This window comes from Curtobacterium herbarum (assembly GCF_016907335.1).
GTDB classification, from domain to species: domain Bacteria; phylum Actinomycetota; class Actinomycetes; order Actinomycetales; family Microbacteriaceae; genus Curtobacterium; species Curtobacterium herbarum.
The window spans coordinates 415,016-440,796 of the sequence record NZ_JAFBBT010000001.1 but is presented as its reverse complement, the minus strand read 5'-3'; the positions used below and the strand labels follow the sequence as shown (position 1 = coordinate 440,796).

Below are 25,781 nucleotides of genomic sequence, written 5' to 3'. Positions count from 1 at the left end.
GGAATGGCAAGCATCGATCCCCGCGGACCCTTGGTCCCCAAGATAAAATCCACGACGAAGGTGGCTGCAGCGTAGTGAGAGCTTCCTTCTCAGTATACGAGGCGGCTTTGGCTGAACAATCGTAAGATGATGAGCGGGAATGCATCAATCGACAATCTTGTAACTCGACACCTCTGGCACAACTCGAAACAGACCCAGGAAAGCACGCATCTGGAAGGAACCAGCTCCCACCACAAACTGGCAAGTCCGACCATCGATTTTTTCAGCGATCCGGTCCCTGTTCTCGACGGTCACTCCCCGCTGGACGGCGAGAGCACCGCACCCTTTGGTCTTGACCGCTACCCGCGGGATTCTCGTACTGGACAAGTTCGTGGACTGCACATTCACCGACGTTGCTTCCGCCCGCAACACGTCGCATTTGATGACTTGTGGGTGCGCGCGGTCGTAAGCATGGAGCGCCAGCGGGCCGAACACAAAGATCGCGAACACCCCGAGAAGGGCGATCATCGATGCGGAGAAAGACAGCCAGGCTTTGCGACGTGAGATCTTCTTGCCGCCAGGTCGGTCGAGGCTATGAGTCATAGTTCATCCTTGTGGCGCGGCGTGCATCGAAACCCGGGGGCCCCTGGTGCCGGACACGAATCCTCCAACGAAAGTGGTCAGCGGGTGAGCGAATGTTCCTCCGTTATCGTCCGGCTTCAAGCCTTGGTTCGCTACAGCGCGTATCCCGCTCACGGCGTGGTCGGCCAACAAAGAGACGACTGTCCTGGCCCCGGGTAGAGCTTCACCAGAAAGTCTACCCATTGCCGGACTCACGACCGTCGAAACGGAACTCGCCACTGCTCCCGTGGCGAAACCCGCGCCGGTCGCTTGCACCAACCCGCCAAGGTTCTTGTGGCCGTTGTCCGGATCCGTCACGTACCCCAGAGCATTGGAAAACGCGCCCTGCACTCCGGTTGCCACTGCTGCTCTGCCTTGACCGCCAATGGCTCGAACAGCTGCTTTCCTCAGGAGAGGGGAGGCAACGCGCGCTACCTGTGGCCCGATGACGCCTTCGAGCTTCGGAGCGAACTGCTTCAGCACACCCGCCACGCCGCCTCCGACTGCTCCGGTGGCTCCACCAATGAGCGCAGCCAGGCCAACCCTCCCCCAGTCGACCTTCCCGTCGTTCCGCTTCTGCTGCCAAGCGGACACTCCTCCACTCAGGAGGGCACCCCCGGCGATGAGGGCGAGCGGCCCAAGCGGTGTGAACATCGTTGCGACGGTCAACCCCACGCCCAATGCGACTGCAACTCCCGCGATGAGATCGGAGTGGTCATCTGCGATGGACTTGAGCGTCCCGATCGCCCCCTGGTGCGCATCCCGGTACGCCTGCAGGTCCTTGTCCGTCGCCGGCCGCAGCCCCAGCGGGTCGATCGCGTGCAGCGGGTCGTTCCCCGCGTACGAGTACGGGTTCCCCGACCAGCCGGCCCCGACGATCGGCGCCAGCGGGTCGGTCGACAGGAACCCCTTGGCCACCGGGTCGTACACCCGGGCCCCGAGCCACTCCATGCCGCCGATGCTGAGGCTCCCACCGGGGGTCAGCCCGACGCCCGCCGGCAGGTCCGCTCGACCGGCAGCTCCGACCGTCGACTCCAGGAGCGCCCACGGATCAGCCGCGTCGGTGGCCCGTTCTCCGCGCCATCCCGACGCCGTCCAGTCACCGTCGAGGGCGACGACGCCGCCCGGCAACTCCAGGACAGGCGTCGCTCCGACGGAGGTCAGGGACGGCACGCCCGCGGCGGTGTCCCACCAGACCTCGGCCCCGCCCGCCTCGGCGACCTCGCCCAGGGCGTCGGTCCAGACCTCGATCCGGCCGGTCTCGCTGTACGACGCGTCCCGCTCGACGACGCCGGCCAGGAAGCCGAGGTCCGACCACGCGTACTCGGTGGTGGACCCGTCTCGAGCAGTCCTCCGGACGCGCCGCCCCAGCCCGTCGTGGACGTACTCGGTCCGGGAACCGTCGGCGGTGGTGGTGACGAGCAGCTGACCGGCAGCGTCGTACTCGTGCCGCTGCTCGGCGCCGTCGACGGTCTCGGCGACGAGACGCCCGGCCGCGTCGTACTGCCAGGTGCGTCCGGAGCCGCTGCCGTCGAGGGCACTGACGTCGAGGGCACTGACGAGTTGCGCGGCCGCGTCGTGACCGTAGACGACGCGACCGTCCGCACCGGCGATCGCGCTGATGCGGTCGTCCTCGTCGCGCTCGACCCGGGTCGTCGTGCTGCCGACCGGCGTGGTCACGGTGTGCTCGACGAGCGAGCCGCGCTCGTACGACCACGACTGGATGACGTCCCCGGTCGACGCCTGCACGATGCGGCCCAGCGCGTCGGAGGTGAAGACGGCCGGGGTGAGGCCGTCCCGCTCCACGGCGACGATCCGGCCCAGGGCATCCCAGCGCCACGTCGTGCGCCGCCCGTCGGGGTCCGTGCGCGCCGTGCGTAGGCCGTCGGCGTCGTACTCCCACGACGTCGCTCGTCCGCCGCGGCTCCGCCGGACGAGCAGACCGCGCCGGTCGAAGCAGAGTTCGTGCTCGGTGTCCCGGCCGGGGCCACGCGTGTGGTCGGTGACGACGACCGCGCGGCGAGCACTGTCGTACGTGGTGTCCGCGATGACGGTCCCGTCGACCGAGAGCTGCTCTTCACGCCCCGCCGCGTCGTACTCCCACCGGAGCACGCGGCCGTCCGGGTCGGTCTGCTCGGTCCGGCGGCCGGCGGCGTCGTACCGCGCGGTCGTGCTCCGGCCGAGCGGGTCGGTGATCCCGGTCAACCGGCCGGACCGGTCGTACGCGTACCGGGTGACCGCGCCGAGCGGGTCGGTCGCGCCGACCAGGTGCCCGTCGGCGTCGTACGTGTAGGTCGTGACCCCGCCCAGGCCGTTCTCGGCCTCGACGAGCTGACCGGCTGCGTCGTAGCGGAACCGACGTCGGCCGTGACGGGTGTCGTGGACGGAGACGAGCCTCCCGGCCGCGTCCCAGCGCCAGCGGGACGTGCCCTCGCCCGGCGTGGTGCGCGCGACGACGCGCCCGACGACGTCGTACTCGGTGCGCTCGACGTCGCCCGTTGGCAGGGTCCGTGCGATGACGCGCGACTCGGCGTCGTAGGTGACCGTCGTGCGGTTCCCGTGCGCGTCGGTGGCGGCTGACGGACGGCCGCAGGCGTCGTACTCGTAGGTGGTCCGCTGACCGCTCGGTGTGACGATCGCGACGATCCGACCAGCCAGGTCACGCTCGAGGCGGGTGAGCCCGCCCTCGCCGTCGACGAGCTCGACGGGCCGACCGCAGGCGTCGTAGGTGACGAGCTCGGATCCGGTCTCGTCCGAGGTGACCTCGACGGGGCGTCCGAACTCGTCCGAACGGACGGTCGTCGTCGCGAACGCGTCCGCGAGGGTGGCGATGCCCGTCGCCGGGTCGTCGGAGAACTCGCGCCGGACGCCGGTGGGGTCGGTCACCGCGCGCAGGTCGCCGTTGACCCCGTACTCCCGCCGCCAGACGGCGCCGGTCGGGTCGACGACGGACTGGAGGCGCGACAAGGCGTCGTGCGCGAAGGTCCAGGACGCGCCGCTCGGCAGGGTGACCTGCAGCGGGTTGCCCTGGTCGTCGTACGTCCGGCGCGTCGTCCGGCCGAGCGCGTCGGTCGTGGCCGCGAGTTCGCCGTCCGCGCCCCAGGCGAGGGCGGTCCGCGCGCCGGTCGGGTCGGTGACGGCGCTGACGCGCCCGCCGACGGTGTACTCGGCCGTCCAGGTCGCACCGTCCGGGTCCCGGCGGGCGACGACCTGCCCTGCCGCGTCGTGGCGGTACTCGGTGCGGGCGCCGGTCGGACTGATCGAGGCGACGGCGCGGCCGGCGCTGTCCCGCTCGATCCGTGCGGTGTCGCCGACCGCGTTGGTGACCGCGACGAGCTCGCCGGCCGCGTCGTGGTCGAGGTCGAGGGTGACGCCCGTGGGGTCGACGGCCCGGACGAGCAGGCCGTGCTGCCAGTGCAGCTCGGTGCGGCCGCCCATCGGGTCGATGATGACAGCCGGGTCGCGCTCGTCGCCGTCGTACTCGTACGTGACGACGCTGCCGCTCTCGGCGACGACCGTGGTGACCCGGTCGGCGTCGTCGTACCCGTAGGTCAGGTCACCGCCGGTCGGCGTCACCGTCCGGATGCGTCGCCCCCGCCCGTCGTAGGCGTGCACGGTCACCGAACCGTCGCGTTCCGTCGCGGACACGAGGTTGCCGTGCGGGTCGTAGCTCATCGTCTGCCGACGGTCGTCGGAGTCGATGACCCCGACCAGGCGTCCCTTCGGGTCGGCGATCCAGCTGTTCGACCGCGTGCCGTCGTGGTCGGACACCACCGTGACCCGACCGGGCAGGTAGGCGAAGCGGACCCGTCGCCCGTGGGGGCTGATCTGCTCGACGACGCGACGGTGCGCGTCGTAGGTGTTGTCGACCTCGAGCACGCCGTCCGCACTCGTGACCGTCACGACGAGGTCGTCGTCGTCCCAGCCGTACGTCCGCGTCCCGAGCGCCGTCGTCGCCGACAGCAGTCGGCCGCGGTCGTCGTACCCGTACTCGACCCGGCGTCCGTCGGAGGCACGCAGCACGGCCACACGCCCGTCGACGTACTCGACGTCCACGAAGCGTCCGCGTTCGTGCCGCAGCCGGAGGACGGTGTCGTCGCCGTCCCGTTCCACGTGGACGGCGGTACCCGGTCCGGTGCTCTCGCCGAGCCAGAGTCCGGCCGGGGTGAAGTCGATGCGGCCGCCCTCGTTGTCCCGCACGACCAGCAGGTCGTCCTCTGCCGCGAGCCACCGGTTCTCGCCGACGCCGCGGGCCCAGCCGCTGCCGGCGCGGGGGAAGCGGACGAGTCGACCGTCGGCGCCGACGAAGGACGCGCCCTCGTCGTCGAGGAGCAGGCGGGTGTCGAGGACGGACGCCCAACCGGGGCCGAAGAGCCCGACCCGCCGGTCGAGTGAGTTGTACATGCGCGTGAACCGGAGCGACGCGGACGCACCGTCGTGCGCGAGGTCGAGCTCGGGCTCGAGGAAGTTGCCGGTCGTCGTGTTCACCGGGTCCATCGAGTACCCCGTCGTCGGCTGTGCGCCGTACGCCGTGGGCGGATCGATCTGCAGGTCGCTCCGGGTGGCCGACACGCCCGCGGCCTGCAGCGCTGCCCCGAGCGCGGCGTCCGAGAGCGTGGAGACCGAGCCCTCGCCTCCGGCAGCGGCGAAGGCGTCGGCGATGGTCGTCGCCCACGCGACGTCCTGGTCGTTGGCGGCGAGCCACCGTTCGAACCCGGCGACCAGCCCGTCGGCGTTGATCGTGCCCCACGAGCACCGGGATGCGAAGTCGGCCAGCTTGCCGCGGAGCAGCGCGGGCCTGCCCGCCAGCTCGGTGTTCAGCGTCGTCGAACCGCTCGCGAACGACCGGAGGTCCTCGGGCTTGGCCGACGACGTGCCGGCTCCCCCGCCTCCGGCACCCGGCGACGGCGTCTGCCGCGGCTTCGGTTGGACGTCGGCCGGACCGAAGGGAGGCGCGGGCTTGTTCTCGATGTCGGGCGGGTTCCCGGTGCCGAAGGTGTCGTCCCACCACTTCTCGAAGCCGTTGCGGTCGGCCTGCTGTTCCTGCCACTCGCGCGCCTTGCGGCGGCGCTCGCGCTCTTCCGCGGCGGCCGTCTTCATCTCGTCGACCCAGCCCGCAACCGTGCGCATCATGTCCGAGATGGTCGAGCCGTCGCTCTTCGCGATGCTGGCGTTCTCGGTGAACAGGTCGGAGAAGTGTCCGCGGAACTCCTGCGATGCCGTCGACACGTACGACTGACGGCTGCCGACCTGCCCGTCGATCGCACTGGCTGCGCTGCGCATGGCGCTGCCGAGTGCGTCAGCGGTCGCGTCGTCGAACTCGATCGGATCGGTGTTGGCGTGCAGCTGGTCAGCCATGCTGGATCGTCCCCCGGAGAAGTGGTGCTGGTCGTGATGGTCGGTGAGCCCCGCGCGTTGGATCCCCCCGGGGGACTCTGACGCGCATCACGATACCGATTGGTCTACCCACCCGGCGCCCACCTGTGGAGACCCACACCGTCGTCCACAGCACCGCCCGTTCACCCGCTGTCTCCACAGGCGCTACCCGAGCAGCCCCCGGCGCATGGTGCTGGTGGCAGGATGTCGCCATGGACACCGAACCGCAGCTCGACGGCGACTCCGTCGCGAACGACCTCGACGACTTCGACGAGGTCGTGGAGATCGAGCACGAATCGCTGCCCTCCGATCGCTACTTCGACCGCGAGCTGAGCTGGCTCCGCTTCAACCAGCGCGTGCTCGAACTGGGTGAGGACCGGACGCAGCCCCTGCTCGAGCGAGCGAACTTCCTGGCGATCTTCGCCTCGAACCTCGACGAGTTCTTCATGGTGCGTGTCGCCGGCCTGAAGCGCCGCATCGACACCGGCATCGCGGTCCCGACGAACGTCGGCCGTGCGCCCAGCGACGTCCTGCGCGACATCGCGATGAAGGCCCACGAGCTGCAGGAACGCCACGCCAAGGCGTTCATCGGATCGCTGAAGCCCGACCTCGACGCCGCCGGCATCCACGTGGAGCACTGGTCCGACCTCGGAGAGGACGACCGGCTCCGGATGCGCGAGTACTTCTCGGAGCAGATCTTCCCGGTGCTCATGCCCCTGGCGGTCGACCCGGCGCACCCGTTCCCGTACATCTCCGGCCTGTCGCTCAACCTGGCCGTCCGGGTGCGGAACCCGAAGTCCCAGCGCCAGGAGTTCGCGCGCCTCAAGGTGCCGCAGAACTACCCGCGCTTCATCAAGCTGCCGGACGACAACTCCGGGCGCCTGCGGTTCATCCCGCTCGAGGACCTGATCGCGAACCACCTCCCCGACCTGTTCCCGGGGATGGAGGTGCTCGAGCACCACGTGTTCCGCATCACCCGCAACGAAGACGTCGAGATCGAAGAGGACGAGGCCGAGAACCTCATCCAGGCGCTCGAGCGTGAGCTCCTCCGCCGTCGCTTCGGACCGCCGATCCGTCTCGAGATCACCGAGGACATGGACCCGGTGACGCTCGACCTGCTGGTCCGTGAGCTCGACATCACCCAGCAGGAGGTCTACCGTCTGCCGTCGCCGCTCGACCTCGGCGGGCTGTTCGAACTCGCCAAGCTCCCGCGGCCGGACCTGCACTACCCGCGCCACGTGCCGACGACCCCGGTGCAGTTCCAGCCGGGCGAGCCGAACACGAAGCCCGACCTGTTCCGCGCGATCGCCGCTCGGGACGTCCTGGTCCACCACCCGTACGAGTCCTTCGCGACGAGCGTGCAGGCCTTCCTCGAGCAGGCCGCTGCCGACCCGAACGTGCTGGCGATCAAGCAGACGCTGTACCGCACCTCCGGTGACTCCCCCATCGTGGAGGCGCTGATCGACGCGGCCGCCGCCGGCAAGCAGGTGCTCGCCCTCGTCGAGATCAAGGCGCGCTTCGACGAGCAGAACAACATCACCTGGGCGCGCAAGCTCGAGAAGGCCGGCGTGCACGTCGTGTACGGCCTGGTCGGGCTGAAGACGCACTCGAAGCTGGTGCTCGTCATCCGGCAGGAGGGCGGGACGCTCAAGCACTACAGCCACATCGGCACGGGCAACTACAACCCGAAGACCTCGCGCATCTACGAGGACATGGGGCTGTTCACCTCGGACGACATCGTCGGCAAGGACCTGACGCGCCTGTTCAACGAGCTCTCCGGGTACGCGATCGAGAAGAAGTTCAAGCGTCTCCTGGTGGCGCCGCTGCACCTCCGCAAGGGCCTGGTGAAGCGGATCCAGACCGAGGCGGAGAACGCCCGTGCCGGCAAGCCCTCGGGCATCCGCATCAAGGTCAACTCGATGGTCGACGAACAGATCATCGACGCCCTGTACCTGGCGAGCCAGGCCGGGGTGCCGGTCGACATCTGGGTCCGCGGCATCTGCTCGTTGAAGCCGGGCCTCGAAGGCGTCAGCGAGACGATCCGGGTCCGCAGTGTGGTCGGGCGGTACCTCGAGCACTCCCGCACGTTCGCGTTCCACAACGACGGCGACCCCGCGGTCTTCATCGGCAGCGCGGACATGATGCACCGCAACCTGGACCGCCGCGTCGAAGCCCTCGTCCGCCTCACCACACCGGCGCACATCACCGAGGTGCAGGAGATGTTCGACCTGGCGATGGCCGAGACGACCAGCTCGTGGCACCTCGAGTCCGACGGTGAGTGGAGCCGTCACTCGACCGACGACGACGGGCGCCCGCTCGACGACCTGCAGAACGTCCTCATGCGGACCATCTCGGCACGGAAGCGTTCCACTCGGTGAGCGGTGGGCAAACCGGCCCGGTCGTCGCGGCCGGCGCAGTGGTGTGGCGTGACCACGACGGCGGGCCGCTCGTCCTCCTGATCCACCGCGAGCACCACAGGGACGTCTCCTTCCCCAAGGGCAAGGTGGACCCGGGCGAGAGCGTGCCCGAGGCTGCCGTCCGTGAGATCGACGAGGAGACCGGGTACCGCGTCCACCTCGGCGCTCCCCTCGGCCGGGCCGAGTACGTGCTGCCGAGCGGTCGCGACAAGGTCGTGCACTACTGGTCGGCCCGGGTCTCCCGCAAGGAAGCCGAACGCGCCGGCCGGTTCCGTCCGAACGACGAGGTCGCCGCCGTCGAGTGGGTCTCCATCGACGACGCACGCAAGCGGCTGACCTACGAACGTGACGTCGCGATCCTCGACCGGTTCGCCGAACGTGCCGCCGCGAACGAGCACGACACCTTCGCCCTGATCGCCCTGCGGCACGCGAAGACCGTGCCCGGGTCCGACTGGGACGGGCCCGACGCAACGCGGCCGCTCCTCCCCCTCGGCCGCGCGCAGGCGAAGGCCGCCGCGGCCCCGGTCGCGGCGTTCGGCCCGAAGAAGATCGTCAGCAGCACGGCGGCCCGGTGCCTGGCGACGGTGGAACCCCTGTCGGCGCGGACGAAGGTCGGGGTGTCCGACACCGCGGACATCAGCCAGGACGCCCACGAGCGTGGGATCGCCGACGTCAGGGGTGTCGTGCGGAAGCGCCTGGACAAGGCGAAGAGCGCGGTGCTCTGCTCGCACGGCCCGGTCCTGCCCGAGATCGTGGCGCGGATCGCGACCGACACCGCCGACGACGCGTCGGAGTTCGACCTGCGCCGCGCCGCGATGCTCTCGGTCGGTGAGTTCTCGGTGCTGCACATCGCCGGGCGCAAGCTCGTCGCCGTCGAGACGCACCGCAACTCCGTCAGCGCCTGAAGCTCCGGCAGACCAGCACCGCCAGACCAGCACCGCCAGAGCAGCACCGCACGGTGGGCAGCGTGCCCCGATCCTGCTCCCGCGCCCTGGCCGCTGTCCGGCGACCCGCACCGGATGAACCCCGCGTTCACCTCCCGTTCACCGGGGAGCGTCATCCCGGTCACCTCTCGTCCCTACAGTCACTCCCGGGTCAGCACCGGCCCGGGGACCACACAGCGGTCCCACTGCACTTACATTCCCGAAGGGACCCCTGTGAACATCAAGCGAATCGGCTCGATCGCGGCAATCGCGATCGCCGGCGCCGTCGTGCTCTCCTCCTGCGCGGCGAACGAGGATGCTGGCAACGGCGGCTCATCGTCGCCCGCCGCCTCCTCGGGTGTCGACTACTCGAAGCTCTCCGGCACGCTCACCGGCTCCGGCTCCTCCGCACAGCAGACCGCCGAGGCGACCTGGGCCTCCGGCTTCCAGGGTCAGGCCTCCGGCGTCACCGTGAACTACTCGCCCGACGGTTCGGGCGCTGGCCGCAAGAACTTCATCTCGGGTGCCGCGGACTTCGCCGGCTCCGACGCGGCCCTGTCCGAGGACGAGCTCGGCGGCAAGTTCGCCGCGTGCGCCGCGGACTCGAAGGCCATCGACATCCCGGTCTACATCTCCCCGATCGCGATCGCGTACAAGGTCGACGGCGTCTCGGACCTGACGCTCGACGCGAAGTCCATCGCGGGCATCTTCTCCGGCAAGATCACGAAGTGGAACGACTCCGAGATCGCGTCGCTCAACGACGGCGTGAAGCTGCCGGACGCGAACATCACCGTCGTGCACCGCTCCGACGACTCCGGCACGACCGAGAACTTCTCCGAGTACCTGTCGCAGAACGCGGGCGACGCCTGGGGCAAGGAGCCGAGCCAGACCTTCCCGTTCCAGGTCGGTGACGCGGCAGCGAAGACCTCCGGTGTGGCCTCGGCCATGCAGGGCGCCTCGAACGCCATCACCTACATCGACGACTCCGGCGCCGGTGACCTCGACAAGGCCAAGCTCATGGTCGGCGACAAGGCCACCACGATCTCGGCCGAGGGTGCTGCGAAGGTCGTCGCCGACTCCGACGTCGCCTCGGGCCGCGAGAGCAACGACCTCGCCATCGAGATCGACCGCAAGGACACGGCCGAGAACGCCTGGCCGCTCGTGCTCGTCTCCTACGCCATCGCGTGCCAGGAGTACAAGGACAGCGCCAAGGCCGACCTCGTGAAGGCGTACCTCGGGTACGTCGTCTCGGCGGACGCGCAGAAGGCCGCAGCGACGGAGGCCAAGTCGGCCGCCCTGTCGTCCGACCTGGGCGAGAAGGCCGCCGCGGCGGTCAAGTCCATCAAGTAAGTTCCGCAAGCGCCCGGACGCCGGTCCCACCCACCTGACCGGCGTCCGGGCTCTCGCCCGTCGTGACGCGAGCCGCCGATGCGCGCTGCCGACCCTGGTTGCCGCCCGCGCCCGTCACGACCCTGACGCTCCACCTCTCCCCCGAACCCCTCGCGCTCACCCGGCGCGATCCTCCGACAGGAGCCCCATGACGACCGCACCGGTCCGCGACCAGGACATCGCCACCCCGTCCAAGCCGAAGGCCGTCGTCCGCATCGGCGACCGGGTGTTCTCCGCCGCCTCCGTCGCTGCGGGCAGTCTGATCCTCTTCGTCCTCGTCCTCGTCGCGGCGTTCCTCGTCTGGCAGAGCATCCCGGCATTCAACGCCGAAGCCGGCACACTGCCGAACAGCGCCGCGAACTTCTGGACCTACGTCGGCCCCCTGGTCTTCGGAACGATCTGGTCGGCCTTCCTCGCGCTGATCATGGCCGTCCCGCTCGCGATCGGCATCGCGCTCTTCATCTCGCACTACGCACCGCGCCGCCTGGCACCCGTCCTGGGCTACGTCATCGACCTGCTGGCCGCGGTGCCGTCGGTCGTCTACGGCCTCTGGGGCATCGTCGTCCTTGCCCGCCTGGTGAAGCCGTTCTACGCGTTCCTCAACGAGCACTTCGGCTGGATCCCGCTGTTCTCCGGCCCGCTGTCCGGCACGGGGCGCACGATCCTCACCGCGTCGATCGTCCTCGCCGTGATGGCCATCCCGATCATGACCGCGGTCATGCGCGAGATCTTCCTGCAGGCGCCGACGCTCAACGAGGAAGCGGCCCTGGCCCTCGGCGCCACGCGTTGGGAGATGATCCGGATGTCGGTCCTGCCGTTCGCCAAGTCCGGCATCGTGTCGGCGATCATGCTCGGCCTCGGTCGTGCGCTCGGCGAGACCATGGCGATCGCCCTGGTGCTCTCGGTCTCGACCAACGTCACGTTCCAGCTCCTCACCCCGCTGAACCCGTCGACCATCGCGGCGAACATCGCCCTGCAGTTCGCCGAGGCCTCCGGGACGGCCCTCAACGCGCTCATCGCGTCGGGCCTGATCCTCTTCGTCATCACCCTGGTCATCAACATGCTCGCGCGGTACATCGTCCGCAAGCGAGTCTCCTGACGGGAAAGGTCGCACCCGATGTCCCTTGCAGTCCGTCAGCCCGCCGGCAACGTCTTCGCCAACGGCAAGCTCCACAAGTCCGTCCCGTGGCTGCTGCTCCTCGGCAGCTGGGTCGCCCTGGCCCTCGTCTTCGCCCTGCTGAACGCGGGTGGTGCGACGAAGGACTTCAACGTCGTCGCCGCCCTGTTCCTCGGCACGGTCCTGTTCGACGTCCTCATCGTCGTGGTCTCGCGCATCGTCGAGGGTGGCCGCAAGGCCGTCGACCGCCTGATCACGTCCCTGGTCATCACGGCCTTCGTGATCGCGGTCCTGCCGCTGGTGTCGCTCCTCTGGACGGTGCTGGCGGACGGCCTCGCCCGCTTCGACGCGCAGTTCTTCTCGTACTCGATGCGCGGCGTCATCTCCGAGGGCGGCGGCGCCGTCCACGCGCTGATCGGCACGCTCGAGATCACCCTGTTCGCGGCGCTGATCAGCGTCCCGATCGGACTGCTGACCTCGATCTACCTGGTCGAGTACGGCACGGGTGTCCTCGCCCGCGGCATCACCTTCTTCGTCGACGTGATGACGGGCATCCCCTCGATCGTCGCCGGTCTGTTCGCCTACTCGCTCTTCGCGCTGTTCCTCGGCCCGGGTGCCCGCTTCGGCCTGGTCGGTTCGGTCGCCCTCGCGGTGCTGATGATCCCGATCGTGGTGCGCTCCACCGAAGAGGTGCTGAAGATCGTGCCGATGGAGCTCCGCGAGGCCTCGTACGCACTGGGGGTGCCGAAGTGGCTGACGATCATGAAGGTCGTCCTGCCGACCAGCCTCGCCGGCATCACGACGGGCGTCATGCTCTCGATCGCCCGCGTCATCGGTGAGACCGCCCCGCTGCTGGTCACCGCCGGGTTCACCTCGAGCATGAACTACGACCTGTTCAAGGACCCGATGATGACGCTGCCGGTGTTCGCGTACACGCAGTACTCGCAGCAGGGCGCCAACCCGGTGCCGTTCGTCGACCGGGCCTGGACCGCAGCACTGCTCCTCATCCTGATCGTGATGCTGCTGAACCTGCTCGCCCGCTTCATCACCCGACTCTTCGCACCGAAGCTGTCCCGCTAGCCACAGGCGCTGCCCCCCCCCCCCCCCAGCGCAGACGACCAGCACCCCGCCCGACAGCAACCCGACGACCACCCAACCCAGAAGGATCCACGTGTCCAAGCGCATCGAGGTCGACGGCCTCAACGTCTTCTACTCGAAGTTCAAGGCGGTCGAGGGCGTCGACATGACGATCGAGCCCCGCACCGTCACCGCCTTCATCGGTCCGTCCGGCTGCGGCAAGTCGACGTTCCTCCGCACGCTGAACCGCATGCACGAGGTCATCCCCGGCGCCTACGTCGAAGGGTCCGTCAAGATCGACGGCGACGACCTGTACGCCCCGGGCGTCGACCCGGTCATCGTCCGCCGCCAGGTCGGCATGGTCTTCCAGCGCCCCAACCCGTTCCCGACGATGTCCATCAAGGACAACGTGCTGGCGGGCGTGAAGCTCAACAACAAGCGCGTCTCGCGGTCCGAGGCCGACGACATCGTCGAGCGGTCGCTGCAGGGCGCGAACCTGTGGAACGAGGTCAAGGACCGTCTGGACAAGCCCGGCATGGGCCTGTCCGGCGGCCAGCAGCAGCGGCTCTGCATCGCCCGCGCGATCGCGGTGCAGCCGGACGTGCTGCTCATGGACGAGCCGTGCTCCGCGCTCGACCCGATCTCGACCCTCGCCATCGAGGACCTGATCGGCGAGCTCAAGAAGGAGTTCACGATCGTCATCGTGACCCACAACATGCAGCAGGCCTCGCGCGTCAGCGACCGGACGGCGTTCTTCAACATCGCCGGCACCGGGCAGCCGGGTCACCTCATCGAGTACGACGACACCGCGACGATCTTCTCGAACCCGTCCGTCAAGTCGACCGAGGACTACGTCTCGGGTCGCTTCGGGTGATCAGCGTCACGACCGTCTGCTGACGGTCCGGCCGGGAGGCCCGGTGCACGTCCGCAACGGACGGCACCGGGCCTCCCGCGTTGCGTCCCGACCCCGCGCAACGACGCCCTCGCACGCAGCGACGCCCCCGCACACGACGACGCCCCCGTGACCGATGTGGTCACGGGGGCGTCGTCCTGAACCGTCAGGAGCCGGTCACGCCTCAGCGGTGGGGACCGCGACGACCGGCTTCGACGTGGGCTGCTGGGAACCGCCGGCGGGCTCGACCGTGATGCCGATCGTGTCACCGGCGCCCATGGTGCCGCGGAGGACGGCCGAGCGGACGCCACCGTCGACGTCGTCCATCAGGCCGGCTGCGCTGATGGTGCCGCCGGACTCCGGCGAACCGATGTACCAGAGCTCGTACGTCTTGTCCTTCGGCGCCGCGCGGACGCCGTCCAGGATCACCGCGGACCGCTGGAGCTGCCCGGACCACACGACCGTGGCCGTGCCGCCGCCCTTGACCTTCGCGCTGCTGCGCTGGAAGTCCGGGGCCGCGTAGATCTGGTCGAGGCCGGAGGCCGCCTGCGTGGTCGCCGGCGCTCCGCCGTCGTCCTGCAGCAGCGTGCCGCCGACACCGAAGCCGACGCTGAGGAGCACGACGGCTCCGGCTGCGGCGACGCCGAGCATCGCGGCGGGACGTCGGAACCAGCGGGCCCGGGCGGTCGACGCGGCACGGCCGGAGCCGGACTGCAGGTCCGTGACCGAGGCGTCGGACGTGACGTCCGGGGCGGACGTGTGGCGGGCCTCCCGGACGGGTTCCGGCGTGGCGCCGGAGTCGTCGAGGGCGGGCAGCTGCGGGGTCGTCTGGATCTTCGCCAGCAGCGACGTCCTCAGGGACGCGGACGGCTCGATCGGGGACACCGCGAAGGCGAGGGCCAGTGCGGTCTCACGGAGGGAGTCGGACTCGCGTCGCAGCTCCGGGGAGTCGGACAGCGCCCGCTCGACCGCGGCGCGCTCGTCGTCGGTCAGCGCGTCCAGCGCGTGCGAGCCGGTCATCAGCTCGGGGTCGTCGTGACGATCGGTCATGACGTCACCCCCATCTCGTCGCGGAGTCGGATCATCCCGTCACGGAGACGGGTCTTGACGGTGCCGATCGGCACCCCGAGCTTCTCAGCCATCTCGCTGTGCGAGAACCCGCCGTAGTAGGCGAGCTGCACAGCCTGACGCTGGAACTCGGTGAGTCGGGACAGTGCCCGGCTGACGCGTTCGTGTTCGAGTCGGATCTCGACGGATTCGGAGACCGAGTCGAAGTCGGTCTCGAAGTCGCGGATGCCGATCTTCGTGTCGCGGTCACGGGAGGACTGCGACGCCCGCACCCGGTCGACCGCTCGGCGGTGCGCCATCGTGAGGACCCAGCTGGCGGCGCTGCCGCGGGACTGGTCGAAGCGGGTGGCCTGCTGCCAGACCTCCAGGAAGACCTCCTGCGTGACCTCTTCCGACTGGGCGCGGTCCTTGAGGAGTCGCGTCACGAGTCCGAGGACCCGACCGGAGAGTTCGTCGTACAGGTCAGCGAACGCAGCCTGGTCGCCGGTCGCGACCCGACTGAGCAGGTCGTCCGCTGACACCGGCTCCGGCGCGGCGGGAGTCCAACCATCCATGTCGCCTTCCACGAGAGTGAGCATTGCAGGTTTTCCTCCTTCCCGTGTGTACGGCGTCCACCGCGCGCTCTGGACAGAGCGCTCGGCGACGGCGGTCGCGGTGGTCATCAGCTGGGTCCCGTTCGGGTCGGGTCACGGCAGCGGTCGCTGCGCGGGTGGTTCCGGTGCATGTGACGAGGCCCCGGACGACCCACAGGGAATTGACCCGCGAGCGGGCCCGGGTCGTCCGGGGACCTCGTGTGGGATGTCTTGCGACTCCCACGCTGATGATTCGGTACCGTCGCCCGGTCGGATTGGGTCAGGGCGCGAATGCGTCTGGTGCGCTCCGGCCCGAGGCGGGCCGACGTCGGGTGGTGGGGCGGGCCTCCCGACCGGGGTCGTCCGCCGAGCGGCGCGCCCGGCGCCGGATCTGTCCACCGAGAGTGAACACCTGGGTGCGACGCGGCAAGCGTCTCGTACACTGGTGATCGCCGGGCCGCAGCAAGCCCCGGGCTCCAATATTCGCCGCTTCGAGCGGCCTCGCGCCGAGAGGCGCTTCTGCGGCCCGGTCTTCTCGTGTCCGGGTGCGGACGCTCCCCGTGACGACAGCCGGGAGGCGCGTCAGCCCTCCGACCGTCGGCTCACCGTCGTGCGTGGCTGCGCGGTCAGTCCAGGCTCTCGCGGCGCCACAGGGCGGCCGCGGCCGACAGGTCCTCGGCCAGCTCCGCCAGTCGGAAGGCGCGCGTCGTCAACGCCGAGGCACGTTCCGCGGCCGAGACGTCGGCGTCGTCCGCCACCGAGGTCGCACCCGCAGCGGTCAGCCGGGCGAACGCCGCACCACGCTCGAGCGCCACCGCGAAGTCGCCCGTGTAGAGGCCGTGCAGGATCCGGTCCGACAGCGTCAGGATCTCGGCCGGGCCCGTCGGCTCCTCGGCACCCGCGACCGCCTGGTCGATCGTGCCGATCAGCTGCGTGCCCCGCTCGAAGAGGTACGCGACCTCCTCCGGGTTCTGCCGGATGACCGTGCGGACCAGGTAGATGCGCCAGAGGGCCCCCGGCAGGGTGTGCGGACCCACGCGGGCCCAGAGCTCCGCGATCGCCTCGATGCCGTGCACGTCCGTGTAGGTGACCAGGCGCTCCACGACAGCCGGGTCCGGGTCCTCGCGCACCCGGTGCAGCAGCGCGTTGGCGGTGTCGTGCGCGACGCGGTTCACCAGGGCCGGGTCCTCACCACCCTGCAGGGCAGCGAACTCGGCATCGGTGAACTGGACGGGACGGTGGTGTTCGCGCGGCACCGCGACAGTGTAGGCGCTGCTCTGCCGATACCCTTGTGCGTGAGGGCCTCTAGCTCAGTTGGTAGAGCACCGGACTTTTAATCCGAGGGTCGTGGGTTCGAGCCCCACGGGGCCCACCCCGGTCGGACCGCCCACCCGACTTTTCATCCGAGGGTCGTGGGTTCGAGCCCCACGGGGCCCACCTCTCTCGTCCCGCCGCCTGTCGTGGGGGTGACGCGTCGTCGCGCGCCCCGGACAGGATGCTCGTTGTGGGGGTACCCCGCCGCGCTCCCCGTGTGGTGTGGTGCTGAGATGCCCAGCCCCACCACGGACTCCGCACCGCACGACGACGTCTCCACCCGGACACAGATCGTCGACGCGATGATCCGCGTCCTCCACGAACTGCCCCTGCACGAAGTCACCCCCGAGCGCGTCGCCACCGAGGCCGACACCACCACCGCGACCCTCGACGTGTCGTTCCCCAGCTGGGACGGCCTGCTGCTGGCGACGATCGACCGGTGGAACGACCGCCGGACGACCCCGCTGATGCCGATCGCCACCGAGATGGGGACGATGCGGTTCCTCCGCGCGATCGTCACCGCGAACATCGCCGACCCGTCGCTGATGCGCTTCCTGACCTCCACGCTGAACATCGCCGCAGCGCCCCGGCACCCGCTCGCGCCGATGCTGCACGCCCGCTGGCGCAGGTTCCACGGCTTCGTGCAGCAGAGCCTGGTGCAGGACATCGCCGCCGGTCGGGAGCCGCGCACGATGGAGCCGTCGCGCGGCGCCGAGCAGCTCCTGGCCACGTACGAGGGGCTGCAGCTGCAGTCGATGGTCCGTCCGGAGATGGACCTGCTCGAGTCGTTCGACCGCGCCGTCACGCGCCTGCGCGAGGGCTGGTCCCGCGAGTACGTCCCGCCGGTGTGGGACCTGGGCCGCGCGAGCTGACCGCTCGGGGTACAAGTCGTCCCCAGCCGATCCATGGCCGGCGCTCTGTCCACATGAGTGCAGCGCACAGCGGGCTGGTGGATTCACCTCGATATGGTCGTTCCTGGTTCCGCTCTCCGCGGGACTCCAGCACTGAACGAACCACACCGAACGGGGTACATCGTGATCGAGCCCATCGACGCCACGCAGACCAGCTCCACCGGTGACGCGCGCCGCCTCGTGGAGCTCGCCGCCGCCACCGGGACCGCCATGAGTGACGAGCTCCTGCTCGAGGCACTCCGGCGGAGCGCCGAGGTCACCGTCCGGCACATCCGCAAGGACTTCACCGAGGTCGCGACCGCCACGGCCGTGCTCGGCTACGTCGTCCGCCAGCGCAAGGACTTCCTCGCGCTGCGCGGCGACGACCCGGCGTGGGCGCAGGAGATCGGCCGCTACCCCAGCGAGTCACTGGCGGTCGAAGCCCTGCGGATGCGCCGGGCCTGACCCGACCGGGCTCGACCAGGACCGGAGCCCACCGGTGTCAGGACCAGACGCGGCGGATCCCCCACGAGCCCGTCCAGGACTCGTCGGCCGCCAGCCACCGCAGCCCCTCGCCCGAGTTCAGCGCGTCGGCGGGTGCCGTCATCGGCTCGACGGCGACCGCCAGGCCCGTGCCGTCGCCACGCGGGAACTCGCGCGACGTGAAGACCTGCACGTAGGGGAACGAGGCGTCCTGCCACAGTTCGACGCCGTCACCCTCCGGGCCGTGCAGCGTGGTGCGGCGGATCCCCTCGGCGTCGGGCGTCACGTCGGTGTACGCAGTGTCCAGGTCGGAGTCGCCGGCACGACGACCGGCGCGGAGGTCCAGGTCGGTGCCGTCGACGGACTGCGTGCCGTTCGGGATCTTCCGCTCGTCGACCGTGAACGCCGTCGCCGCGTCGAGCCGGATGACCAGGTCCTCGGCGGGGGTGTCCCCGGCGCGCAGGTACGGGTGCGACCCGATGGCGAACGGTGCCGGGCGACCCGAGCGGTTCGTGACCGTGTGGGTGATCCGGATGCCGTCCTCGACGAGTTCGTGGTGCACGCGGGTCTCGAGCGTGAAGGGCCAGCCGTGCTGCGGGTGGATCGTGGCCTGCTGCTCGATCGACGACTCGGTCTGGTCCACCACGCGGTACGGCGCGAACCGGAGCAGCCCGTGCGAGGCGTTGCCGTACTTCGGCTCCGAGATGTCCAGCTGCTGGGTCCTCCCGTCGAGCTGCCACGCACCGCCGGCGACCCGGTTCGGCCAGGGTGCGAGCACGATGCCGTTCGCGCCGGCCGGAGCCTGGCTGGCGGGGAACGGCTCGGTGAGGTCGAAGCCCGCGACCCGGAGTTCGCGGATGCCGGCGGCAACCTCGGTGACGACGGCCTCGACGACACCGTCCGGTCCGGCGTGCCGCAGGTGGTACTGACCGCCGGTGGGTGCCGCTGTGCTGGCCGCTGTGCTCATGGTGTCTGCTTCCTCTCCGGTGCGCGGGTCGTGCCCGCTGGTGCATCCGCGACGACCACGTGGACCCCGGCCGCCCGGATCGGGTCGACCGCGTCCGCGCTGACACCCGCGGTGACGACGACGTCGATGTCCTGCAGCGTGCTCACCACGCCGATGTCGGCCCGGCCGAACTTCGAGCCGTCCGCGACCACGACGGTACGCCTGCCCGCCGCCGCGAGGACCCGCTTCGCCTCGGTCTCGGGCAGGTTCACGTTGGTCAGGCCGTGCGCGACGTCGAGCCCGGTCCCGCCCAGGAACACCAGGTCCGCGGACAGCATCGGCAGCACGGTCGCGTTGAAGGGTGCGACGAGCGAGTGCTGCAGCGGCCGGAGCGTCCCACCGGTGACGACGACGGTGAACCGCGGGACGGCTCGTTCGAGCGCGAGTGCGGTGGTGAGCGAGTTCGTGACGACGGTGACGTCGACCAGGTCCTCCCGCGCGACCAGCGCCTCGGCGACGGCGGCCGGGGTGGTGCCGACGTCGAGGACGATGCACTGGCCGGAGCGCACCAGGTCCGCCGCCGCCCGGCCGATCGCCGCCTTGGCGGTGCTGTTCTCGACGGCGGTCTCCTCGAGCGGCCGCTCGCGCGACCCGGCCCCGAGGCGGACGGCACCACCGTGCACCCGGCGGATCCGGGCCTCCCGGTCGAGGGCGGCCAGGTCCTGGCGGACCGTCACCTCGCTCGTCCCGACCGCGGCGGCCAACGCGGCGGTCCGGACCATGCCCGGTGCGCCGTCCAGGAGCGCCACGATGCGGTCCTGGCGCAGCAGCGCCGGCAGGACGGGAGGCTCGTCAGACGTCACAACACGAGTTTCGTCTGCTTCCACTTGCTTTCGCAACCCTTCGCGCGAGGGTAGAGTGCAGCGGTGATCACGAAACGTGCGACGACGCTCGCGGACGGCCGCGACCTGTTCTACTTCGACGACGCCGACTCGACGCTGCCCGCGGAGCGCAGCATCGACGAGCGCGTCCTGGACCCGCGGCCCGTCACGGCCCGGATGCGCCAGGACGTCCTGACCGGCGAGTGGGTGTCGATCGCCAGCGCACGGCAGAACCGGGTGTTCCTGCCGCCCGCCGACCAGGACCCGCTCGCGCCGCAGTCGGCCGCCAACCCGTCCGAGATCCCGAGCCGCTACGACGTCGCCGTGTTCGAGAACCGCTCGCCGTCCTTCGGGCCGGACCTGGTCGGCGACGACGCACCGTCGTCCCTCGAGTCGCTGTCGGACGTCGGCCTGAACCGGCAGCTCCGCTCGGTCGGCCGCTGCGAGGTCGTCTGCTTCGCCCCCGAGACCAGCGGATCGTTCGCGTCCATCTCGGAGTCCCGGGCCCGCACCGTCGTCGAGGCCTGGGCCGACCGCACCGCCGCGCTGTCCGCGATGCCCGGCATCCAGCAGGTGTTCCCGTTCGAGAACCGGGGCGAGGCGATCGGCGTCACCCTGCACCACCCGCACGGCCAGATCTACGCCTACCCGTACGTGACCCCGCGCACGCAGCGGCTGCTGGCGTCGATCGAGCGCTTCGGCCCGGACCTGTTCGAGCAGATCCTGGCGAACGAGCGCGGCTCCGAGCGGGTCGTCCTCGACGGCGAGCACTTCACGGCCTTCGTGCCGTTCGCTGCACGCTGGCCGATCGAGATCCACCTGCTGCCGCACCGGCACGTGCCGGACTTCGCCGCGCTGACCGACGCCGAGAAGGACGAGCTCGCGCACATGCACCTGCGGCTCACCCGTGGTCTCGACGCCCTGTACGGCGACCCGACCCCGTACATCGCCGCGTGGCACCAGGCACCGGTGCACACGGGTCGCGACACCGTGCGGCTGATGCTGCAGATCACGTCCCCGCGTCGGTCGGCGGACAAGTTGAAGTTCCTGGCCGGCAGTGAGGCCGCGATGGGCGCCTGGATCGGGGACCTCGTCCCGGAGAAGGCCGCCGAGTTCATCCGAGGAGGGATCGAACGAGCATGACGTTCCAGCAGGTGTTCGGGTACGAGCCGACGGTGCGGTACTCCGCTCCCGGCCGCGTCAACCTGATCGGCGAACACACCGACTACAACGACGGGTACGTGCTGCCCTTCGCGATCGACCGGCGGACCACGTCGGACATCGCGCCGCGCGAGGACCGGGTCATCCGCGTCGCGTCGTCGTTCGACCCGGAGGGCGGCCCGGTGTCGCTGTCCCTCGACGACCTCGACCCCGCCCGGATGGACGGCTGGTCGGCGTACGTCTTCGGCATCGCCTGGGCACTCCGCGAGCAGGCGGGCGTGGACCTGTCCGACCGCACCGGCTTCGACGTCTTCATCGACTCGCAGGTACCGGTCGGCGCCGGACTGTCGTCGAGTGCCGCGATCGAGTGCGGTGTCGCGCTGGCCTTCTCCGACCTGTGGGAGCTCGGCCTCGACCGGAAGTCCCTGGCCCGGGTCGGTCAGTACTCCGAGAACCACGCCGTCGGTGCCCCCACCGGGATCATGGACCAGTCCGCGTCGCTCCTCGGCGAGCAGGACGCCGTCGTGTTCCTCGACTGCCGCACCCTCGACACCGCCGTGGTGGACCTGGCGCTCGAGGCGAACGGCCTCGAGGTCCTCGTCGTCGACACCCGCGTCGAGCACGCCCACGCGACCGGCGGCTACAAGGCCCGACGGGACTCGTGCGAGCACGGCGCCGAGGTGCTCGGTGTGCCGGCCCTCCGCGACGTGACGGTCGACGACCTGCCCCGCGCCCAGGAGCTGCTGGACGACGAGACCTTCCGCCGGGTTCGCCACATCGTGACCGAGGACCAGCGCGTCCTCGACACCGTCCGGACGCTCCGCGAGCAGGGACCCCGGGCGATCGGCGAACTGCTGCTGGCGTCGCACGCGTCGATGCGCGACGACTTCGAGATCTCGGTGCCGGAGCTCGACCTGGCGGTGTCGACCGCCGTCGAGCACGGTGCCGTCGGGGCCCGCATGACCGGCGGCGGGTTCGGTGGCGCGGCCATCGCGCTCGTCGACCGGGAGGCCCGTGACCGCATCGCCGCGGCCGTCACCGCAGCCTTCGCCTCGGCCGGGTACCGCGAGCCGACCGTGTTCACCGTGCACGCGGCGCAGGGCGCCCGCCGCGACGCGTAGCGCGCGGGCCGGCCTGCGGCCACGGCCGCTGCGCGCGCCTGCGGCGCCTGCGCACAACAGCAACCGCCTCGCACCACGGGAAACCGTGGTGCGAGGCGGTTACCGTTGTGCGGGTGCGGACGGCACCACGGGCCGGGCCGGTGGCGCCGTCGGCGGCGTGCGCCGCGCCTCCCGGCCGCGCCCCGCGCCCAGCGGCTACGCCCCGCGCCCCGCCCCGCCCCGCCCCGCGGCTGCGCCGCGCACGCCGAGCCTCGGCCTGGCGGACGCAACTCGGCGCGCGTGCGCCGCATCCTGTCCGCAGGGCCGAGGCTCGGCGCAGCGGCGGCGGCCGCAGCGGCGGCAGCGGCCGCGGCCGCCGCTAGTGCAAGCGGCGCTCGGCGGCCTCGACCACGTTCTTCATGAGCATCGCGCGGGTCATCGGGCCGACGCCGCCGGGGACCGGCGACAGGAAGCCCGCGACCGATGCGACCGCCGGGTCGACGTCGCCGCGGAGCTTCGCCTTGCCGGTCTCCTCGTTGACGACCCGGGTGATGCCGACGTCGATCACGGCCGCACCGGGCTGCACCCAGTCCGGCTTGACGAGTCCGGCGACCCCGGCAGCCGCGATCACGATGTCCGCACGGCGGCACTCGGCCGCGACGTCGGCGGTCAGGGAGTGCGTCAGCGTGGCCGTCGCCTCCAGTCGGGTCAGGAGCAGCCCGAGCGGCCGACCGACCGTCAGACCCTGACCGATGATCGTCACGTGCTTGCCCCGGATCGGGATGTCGTACGCACGCAGCATCTCGACGATGCCGCGCGGGGTGCACGGGAGGGGCGCGTCGATCGTGCCCGCGCCTCCCGGGACGGCGAGCACCAGCTCACCGAGGTTCGTCGGGTGCAGGCCGTCGGCGTCCTTCGACGGGTCCATCAGCTCGAGCATCGGGGTCGGGTCGATGCCCTCCGGCAGCGGCAGCTGCACGATGAACGCGGTGACCCGGGGGTCGTCGTTCATCTGCAGGATCGCGGCGCGGATGTCGGCGGCCGACGCGGTGGCGGGCAGGTCCAGGCGGATCGACTCGATGCCGATCTGCGCGGAGTCCCGGTGCTTGCCGGCGACGTACGACAGCGAGCCGGCGTTCTCGCCGACCAGGATCGTGCCGAGGCCCGGTCGGATGTCGTGCTCGTGCAGGCGGTCGACGCGGAGTCGGAGCTCCTCGAGCGTGCGAGCGGCGAGGGCGGTGCCGTCGATGCGGACGGCACTGCCCTCACCCGCCCAGCGCTCGGTCGGGAGCGGGGCGGCGAGGCTCACGCGTACAGCGGGAACGCGTCGGTCAGGGTCTTCACCCGGGCCGAGAGTGCTGCCACGTCGGGGTTCGGCATCAGCGTCAGCGCGATGATGTCCGCGACCTCGGCGAACTCGGCGTCGCCGAACCCGCGGGTGGCGAGCGCCGACGTGCCGATGCGGACACCCGAGGTGACCATCGGCGGACGCGGGTCGAACGGCACGGAGTTGCGGTTCACGGTGATGCCGACGTCGTGCAGGAGGTCCTCGGCCTGCTTGCCGTCCACCTCGGACTCGCGCAGGTCGACGAGCACCAGGTGCACGTCGGTGCCGCCGGTGAGGACGTCGATGCCGGCAGCCTTCGCGTCCGGCTGCGTCAGACGGGCCGCGAGGGCCTGGGCGCCGCGGATCGTGCGCTCCTGGCGGTCCTTGAACTCCGGGGTGCCGGCGAGCAGGAACGCGGTGGCCTTCGCCGCGATGACGTGCATCAGCGGACCGCCCTGCTGCCCCGGGAACACGGCCGAGTTCAGCTTCTTGAACAGCGTCTCGTCGTTGGACAGGATGATGCCCGAGCGGGGGCCGGCGAGGGTCTTGTGCACCGTCGAGGAGACGACGTGCGCGTGCGGGACCGGCGACGGGTGCAGGCCCGCGGCGACGAGACCCGCGAAGTGGGCCATGTCGACCCAGAGCTTGGCGCCGACCTCGTCCGCGATCTCGCGGAACTTCGCGAAGTCGAGCTGGCGCGGGTACGCCGACCAACCGGCGATGAGGACCTTCGGCTGGTGCTCGATGGCCTTGGCGCGGATGTCGTCGTAGTCGACCTCGAAGGTCTCCGGGTCGACGCCGTACGAGACGGCGTTGTAGATCCGGCCGGAGAAGTTGAGCTTCATGCCGTGGGTGAGGTGACCACCGTGCGCGAGCTCGAGCCCGAGGATGGTGTCCCCGGCCGAGGCGATCGCGTGCAGCACCGCGGCGTTCGCCGTCGCGCCGGAGTGCGGCTGGACGTTGGCGTACGCGGCACCGAAGAGCGCCTTGGCACGGTCGATGGCGAGCTGCTCGGCGACGTCGACGTACTCGCAGCCGCCGTAGTAGCGCTTGCCGGGGTAGCCCTCGGCGTACTTGTTCGTCAGGACGGAGCCCTGGGACTCGAGGATCGCGCGCGGCACGAAGTTCTCGGACGCGATCATCTCGAGGAAGTCACGCTGACGCCCGAGCTCCTGCTGCAGGACGGCGGCGATCTCCGGGTCGACCTCGGACAGGGGGGCGTTGAAGGATGACTGCGTCGCTGCGGGCGACAGGTCGGTGATGGACACGGGACTCCTCGTTGTCTGGCGCGCCGGAGCGCGACACCGCCGAGCAGACGCACGACGGGGTGGACGATTGGTTGCGGCCCAGGCGTACGGCCGCGCACCGTGTCAGGTGTCGCTCCCCGATGGTGACCCATCCAACGCCAGTCGCGACCCCTCGATCGTACCGAGGCCACCGGTTCGTGTCACCCTTGACTCCATGACCATGCTGAGTCCGGACGTCGACGAGCGGACCTCGGTGCGCGCGGACGTCCCGTGGACGACCGTCGTGTGGGACGACCCGGTCAACCTGATGTCGTACGTCACCTACGTCTTCGAGTCCTACTTCGGCTTCCCACGGGCGAAGGCGGAGCGGCTGATGCACCAGGTCGACTCCGACGGCCGGGCGGTCGTCGCGACCGGGCACCGCGAGGAGATGGAACGCCACGTGGAGGCCATGCACGGCTACGGCCTGCAGGCGACCGTCGACCGGGCCCCCGCCGCGTGATCCCCTTCGTCCGCCGTGCCGACGGCGTGCACCTCGGGCTGGCCGCCGGCGAGCGCGCCGTCCTCACCTCGCTGGTCGAGCAGCTGCGCCAGGTCCTGGACCACGACCTGGCGACGGACCCGGTGGCGGTCCGGATGTTCCCGGACGCGTACCCCGAGGACGACGAGGCCAGCGCCGAGTTCCGCCGCTTCACGCAGGAGGACCTGCGGAGCGCCAAGTCCGCGAACGCGGCCGTCGTCCACGAGTGGCTGACCGGCGCCCGCGAGGGCGCGCTCACCCGGACGGACGAGCAGGCGTGGCTCCGGTCGCTGACGGACCTGCGGCTGACGATCGCGGACCGCCTGGGCATCGTCGACCGCGCGACGGCCGACAACGGACTGGACGGGGACGACGGCGGCGTCGGGCTGCGCGACGTCTACGACTGGCTCGGGTACGTGCAGGAGCACCTGGTCGTCACGATCTCCGCGCGCTGACGGCGCTGCTCGCCGGTGCGTCTGCC

The 25,781-nt window shown here is 70.6% G+C and carries 21 protein-coding genes, 1 tRNA gene and 1 riboswitch; of the genes, 13 read left to right on the top strand and 9 right to left on the bottom strand.

The genetic code is table 11. From position 1 onward, the window contains the following. Positions 1 to 144: 144 nt before the first annotated feature. Positions 145 to 582, bottom strand: coding sequence for a hypothetical protein (locus JOD51_RS02195; protein WP_204606844.1), 438 nt, complete (start codon positions 580 to 582; stop codon positions 145 to 147). Positions 583 to 585: 3 nt separating this feature from the next. Beyond that, positions 586 to 5,958: a DUF6531 domain-containing protein gene (locus JOD51_RS02190; RefSeq protein ID WP_204606843.1), complete on the bottom strand. Its 5,373-nt coding sequence runs from the start codon at positions 5,956 to 5,958 to the stop codon at positions 586 to 588. Between the two features lie 230 nt (positions 5,959 to 6,188). Here JOD51_RS02190 and JOD51_RS02185 point away from each other — a divergent pair, with 230 nt between their 5' ends. The 6 genes from JOD51_RS02185 to pstB all read left to right on the top strand — a co-directional run bounded on the left by JOD51_RS02185 (position 6,189) and on the right by pstB (position 13,773). After that, positions 6,189 to 8,354 carry an RNA degradosome polyphosphate kinase gene (locus JOD51_RS02185; protein ID WP_204606842.1) on the top strand — a complete coding sequence of 722 codons (2,166 nt, stop codon included), beginning with the start codon at positions 6,189 to 6,191 and terminating at the stop codon, positions 8,352 to 8,354. Next, on the top strand, positions 8,351 to 9,298 hold the full coding sequence (locus tag JOD51_RS17275) for an NUDIX hydrolase (protein ID WP_204606841.1): 948 nt from the start codon (positions 8,351 to 8,353) through the stop codon (positions 9,296 to 9,298). Before JOD51_RS02185 ends, JOD51_RS17275 begins: the two co-directional genes overlap by 4 nt. A 252-nt stretch (positions 9,299 to 9,550) precedes the next feature. Beyond that, positions 9,551 to 10,666 (top strand): phosphate ABC transporter substrate-binding protein PstS, encoded by a 1,116-nt coding sequence (locus JOD51_RS02175; RefSeq protein WP_204606840.1) that lies wholly within the window; start codon positions 9,551 to 9,553, stop codon positions 10,664 to 10,666. 187 nt (positions 10,667 to 10,853) lie between these two features. Continuing rightward, positions 10,854 to 11,804 (top strand): phosphate ABC transporter permease subunit PstC, encoded by a 951-nt coding sequence (gene pstC, locus JOD51_RS02170; protein ID WP_204606839.1) that lies wholly within the window; start codon positions 10,854 to 10,856, stop codon positions 11,802 to 11,804. 18 nt (positions 11,805 to 11,822) lie between these two features. Further along, positions 11,823 to 12,902, top strand: a complete 1,080-nt coding sequence (pstA, locus tag JOD51_RS02165) for a phosphate ABC transporter permease PstA (protein WP_204606838.1) — start codon at positions 11,823 to 11,825, stop codon at positions 12,900 to 12,902. Between the two features lie 91 nt (positions 12,903 to 12,993). Next, positions 12,994 to 13,773, top strand: coding sequence for a phosphate ABC transporter ATP-binding protein PstB (gene pstB / locus JOD51_RS02160; RefSeq protein WP_204606837.1), 780 nt, complete (start codon positions 12,994 to 12,996; stop codon positions 13,771 to 13,773). Between the two features lie 195 nt (positions 13,774 to 13,968). Here the strand turns inward: pstB and JOD51_RS02155 are convergent, their stop codons facing one another. The 3 genes from JOD51_RS02155 to JOD51_RS02145 form a co-directional block, all read right to left on the bottom strand. After that, a complete protein-coding gene (locus tag JOD51_RS02155) occupies positions 13,969 to 14,841 on the bottom strand; it encodes an anti-sigma factor (RefSeq protein ID WP_204606836.1) in 873 nt (290 codons plus the stop codon). Next, a complete protein-coding gene (gene sigK / locus JOD51_RS02150; RefSeq protein ID WP_204606835.1) occupies positions 14,838 to 15,437 on the bottom strand; it encodes an ECF RNA polymerase sigma factor SigK in 600 nt (199 codons plus the stop codon). Before sigK ends, JOD51_RS02155 begins: the two co-directional genes overlap by 4 nt. Before the next feature lie 620 nt (positions 15,438 to 16,057). Further along, the gene (locus tag JOD51_RS02145; protein ID WP_204606834.1) at positions 16,058 to 16,687 is read right to left on the bottom strand and encodes a DNA-directed RNA polymerase subunit beta; all 630 of its coding nucleotides are present in this window, start codon (positions 16,685 to 16,687) and stop codon (positions 16,058 to 16,060) included. A gap of 43 nt (positions 16,688 to 16,730) precedes the next feature. Here JOD51_RS02145 and JOD51_RS02140 point away from each other — a divergent pair. From JOD51_RS02140 to JOD51_RS02130, 3 genes are all read left to right on the top strand, one after another. Continuing rightward, positions 16,731 to 16,803: transfer RNA gene (locus JOD51_RS02140), tRNA-Lys, on the top strand. Between the two features lie 175 nt (positions 16,804 to 16,978). Further along, complete coding sequence (locus JOD51_RS02135; protein WP_204606833.1) at positions 16,979 to 17,617, top strand: TetR/AcrR family transcriptional regulator; 639 nt, start codon at positions 16,979 to 16,981, stop codon at positions 17,615 to 17,617. Between the two features lie 162 nt (positions 17,618 to 17,779). Further along, entirely contained in the window at positions 17,780 to 18,100 is a 321-nt protein-coding gene (locus JOD51_RS02130) for a hypothetical protein (protein ID WP_204606832.1), read from the top strand. A 37-nt stretch (positions 18,101 to 18,137) separates the two neighbouring features. On the opposite strand, the gene JOD51_RS02125 is transcribed toward JOD51_RS02130, so the two are convergent. Together JOD51_RS02125 and JOD51_RS02120 are read right to left on the bottom strand one after the other, a co-directional pair. After that, complete coding sequence (locus JOD51_RS02125; RefSeq protein ID WP_204606831.1) at positions 18,138 to 19,085, bottom strand: aldose 1-epimerase family protein; 948 nt, start codon at positions 19,083 to 19,085, stop codon at positions 18,138 to 18,140. Further along, a complete protein-coding gene (locus tag JOD51_RS02120) occupies positions 19,082 to 19,927 on the bottom strand; it encodes a DeoR/GlpR family DNA-binding transcription regulator (RefSeq protein ID WP_259559397.1) in 846 nt (281 codons plus the stop codon). The genes JOD51_RS02125 and JOD51_RS02120 overlap by 4 nt, the downstream gene beginning before the upstream one ends. A 63-nt stretch (positions 19,928 to 19,990) precedes the next feature. Here JOD51_RS02120 and galT point away from each other — a divergent pair, with 63 nt between their 5' ends. Together galT and galK are read left to right on the top strand one after the other, a co-directional pair. Next, positions 19,991 to 21,088 carry a galactose-1-phosphate uridylyltransferase gene (galT, locus tag JOD51_RS02115; RefSeq protein WP_204606830.1) on the top strand — a complete coding sequence of 366 codons (1,098 nt, stop codon included), beginning with the start codon at positions 19,991 to 19,993 and terminating at the stop codon, positions 21,086 to 21,088. After that, a complete protein-coding gene (galK, locus tag JOD51_RS02110) occupies positions 21,085 to 22,227 on the top strand; it encodes a galactokinase (RefSeq protein ID WP_204606829.1) in 1,143 nt (380 codons plus the stop codon). The genes galT and galK overlap by 4 nt, the downstream gene beginning before the upstream one ends. Before the next feature lie 358 nt (positions 22,228 to 22,585). Here the strand turns inward: galK and JOD51_RS02105 are convergent, their stop codons facing one another. Together JOD51_RS02105 and glyA are read right to left on the bottom strand one after the other, a co-directional pair. Then, the gene (locus JOD51_RS02105; RefSeq protein ID WP_204606828.1) at positions 22,586 to 23,515 is read right to left on the bottom strand and encodes a bifunctional 5,10-methylenetetrahydrofolate dehydrogenase/5,10-methenyltetrahydrofolate cyclohydrolase; all 930 of its coding nucleotides are present in this window, start codon (positions 23,513 to 23,515) and stop codon (positions 22,586 to 22,588) included. Then, complete coding sequence (gene glyA, locus JOD51_RS02100) at positions 23,512 to 24,801, bottom strand: serine hydroxymethyltransferase (protein WP_372377515.1); 1,290 nt, start codon at positions 24,799 to 24,801, stop codon at positions 23,512 to 23,514. The genes JOD51_RS02105 and glyA overlap by 4 nt, the downstream gene beginning before the upstream one ends. Positions 24,802 to 24,870: 69 nt before the next feature. Beyond that, positions 24,871 to 24,956, bottom strand: a riboswitch (ZMP/ZTP riboswitch). Positions 24,957 to 24,994: 38 nt separating this feature from the next. Between glyA and clpS the strand changes: the two genes are divergently transcribed. After that, a complete protein-coding gene (gene clpS, locus JOD51_RS02095; RefSeq protein WP_111052343.1) occupies positions 24,995 to 25,282 on the top strand; it encodes an ATP-dependent Clp protease adapter ClpS in 288 nt (95 codons plus the stop codon). Then, positions 25,279 to 25,755 (top strand): DUF2017 family protein, encoded by a 477-nt coding sequence (locus JOD51_RS02090; protein ID WP_204606827.1) that lies wholly within the window; start codon positions 25,279 to 25,281, stop codon positions 25,753 to 25,755. The genes clpS and JOD51_RS02090 overlap by 4 nt, the downstream gene beginning before the upstream one ends. The last annotated feature ends 26 nt before the right edge of the window (positions 25,756 to 25,781 follow it).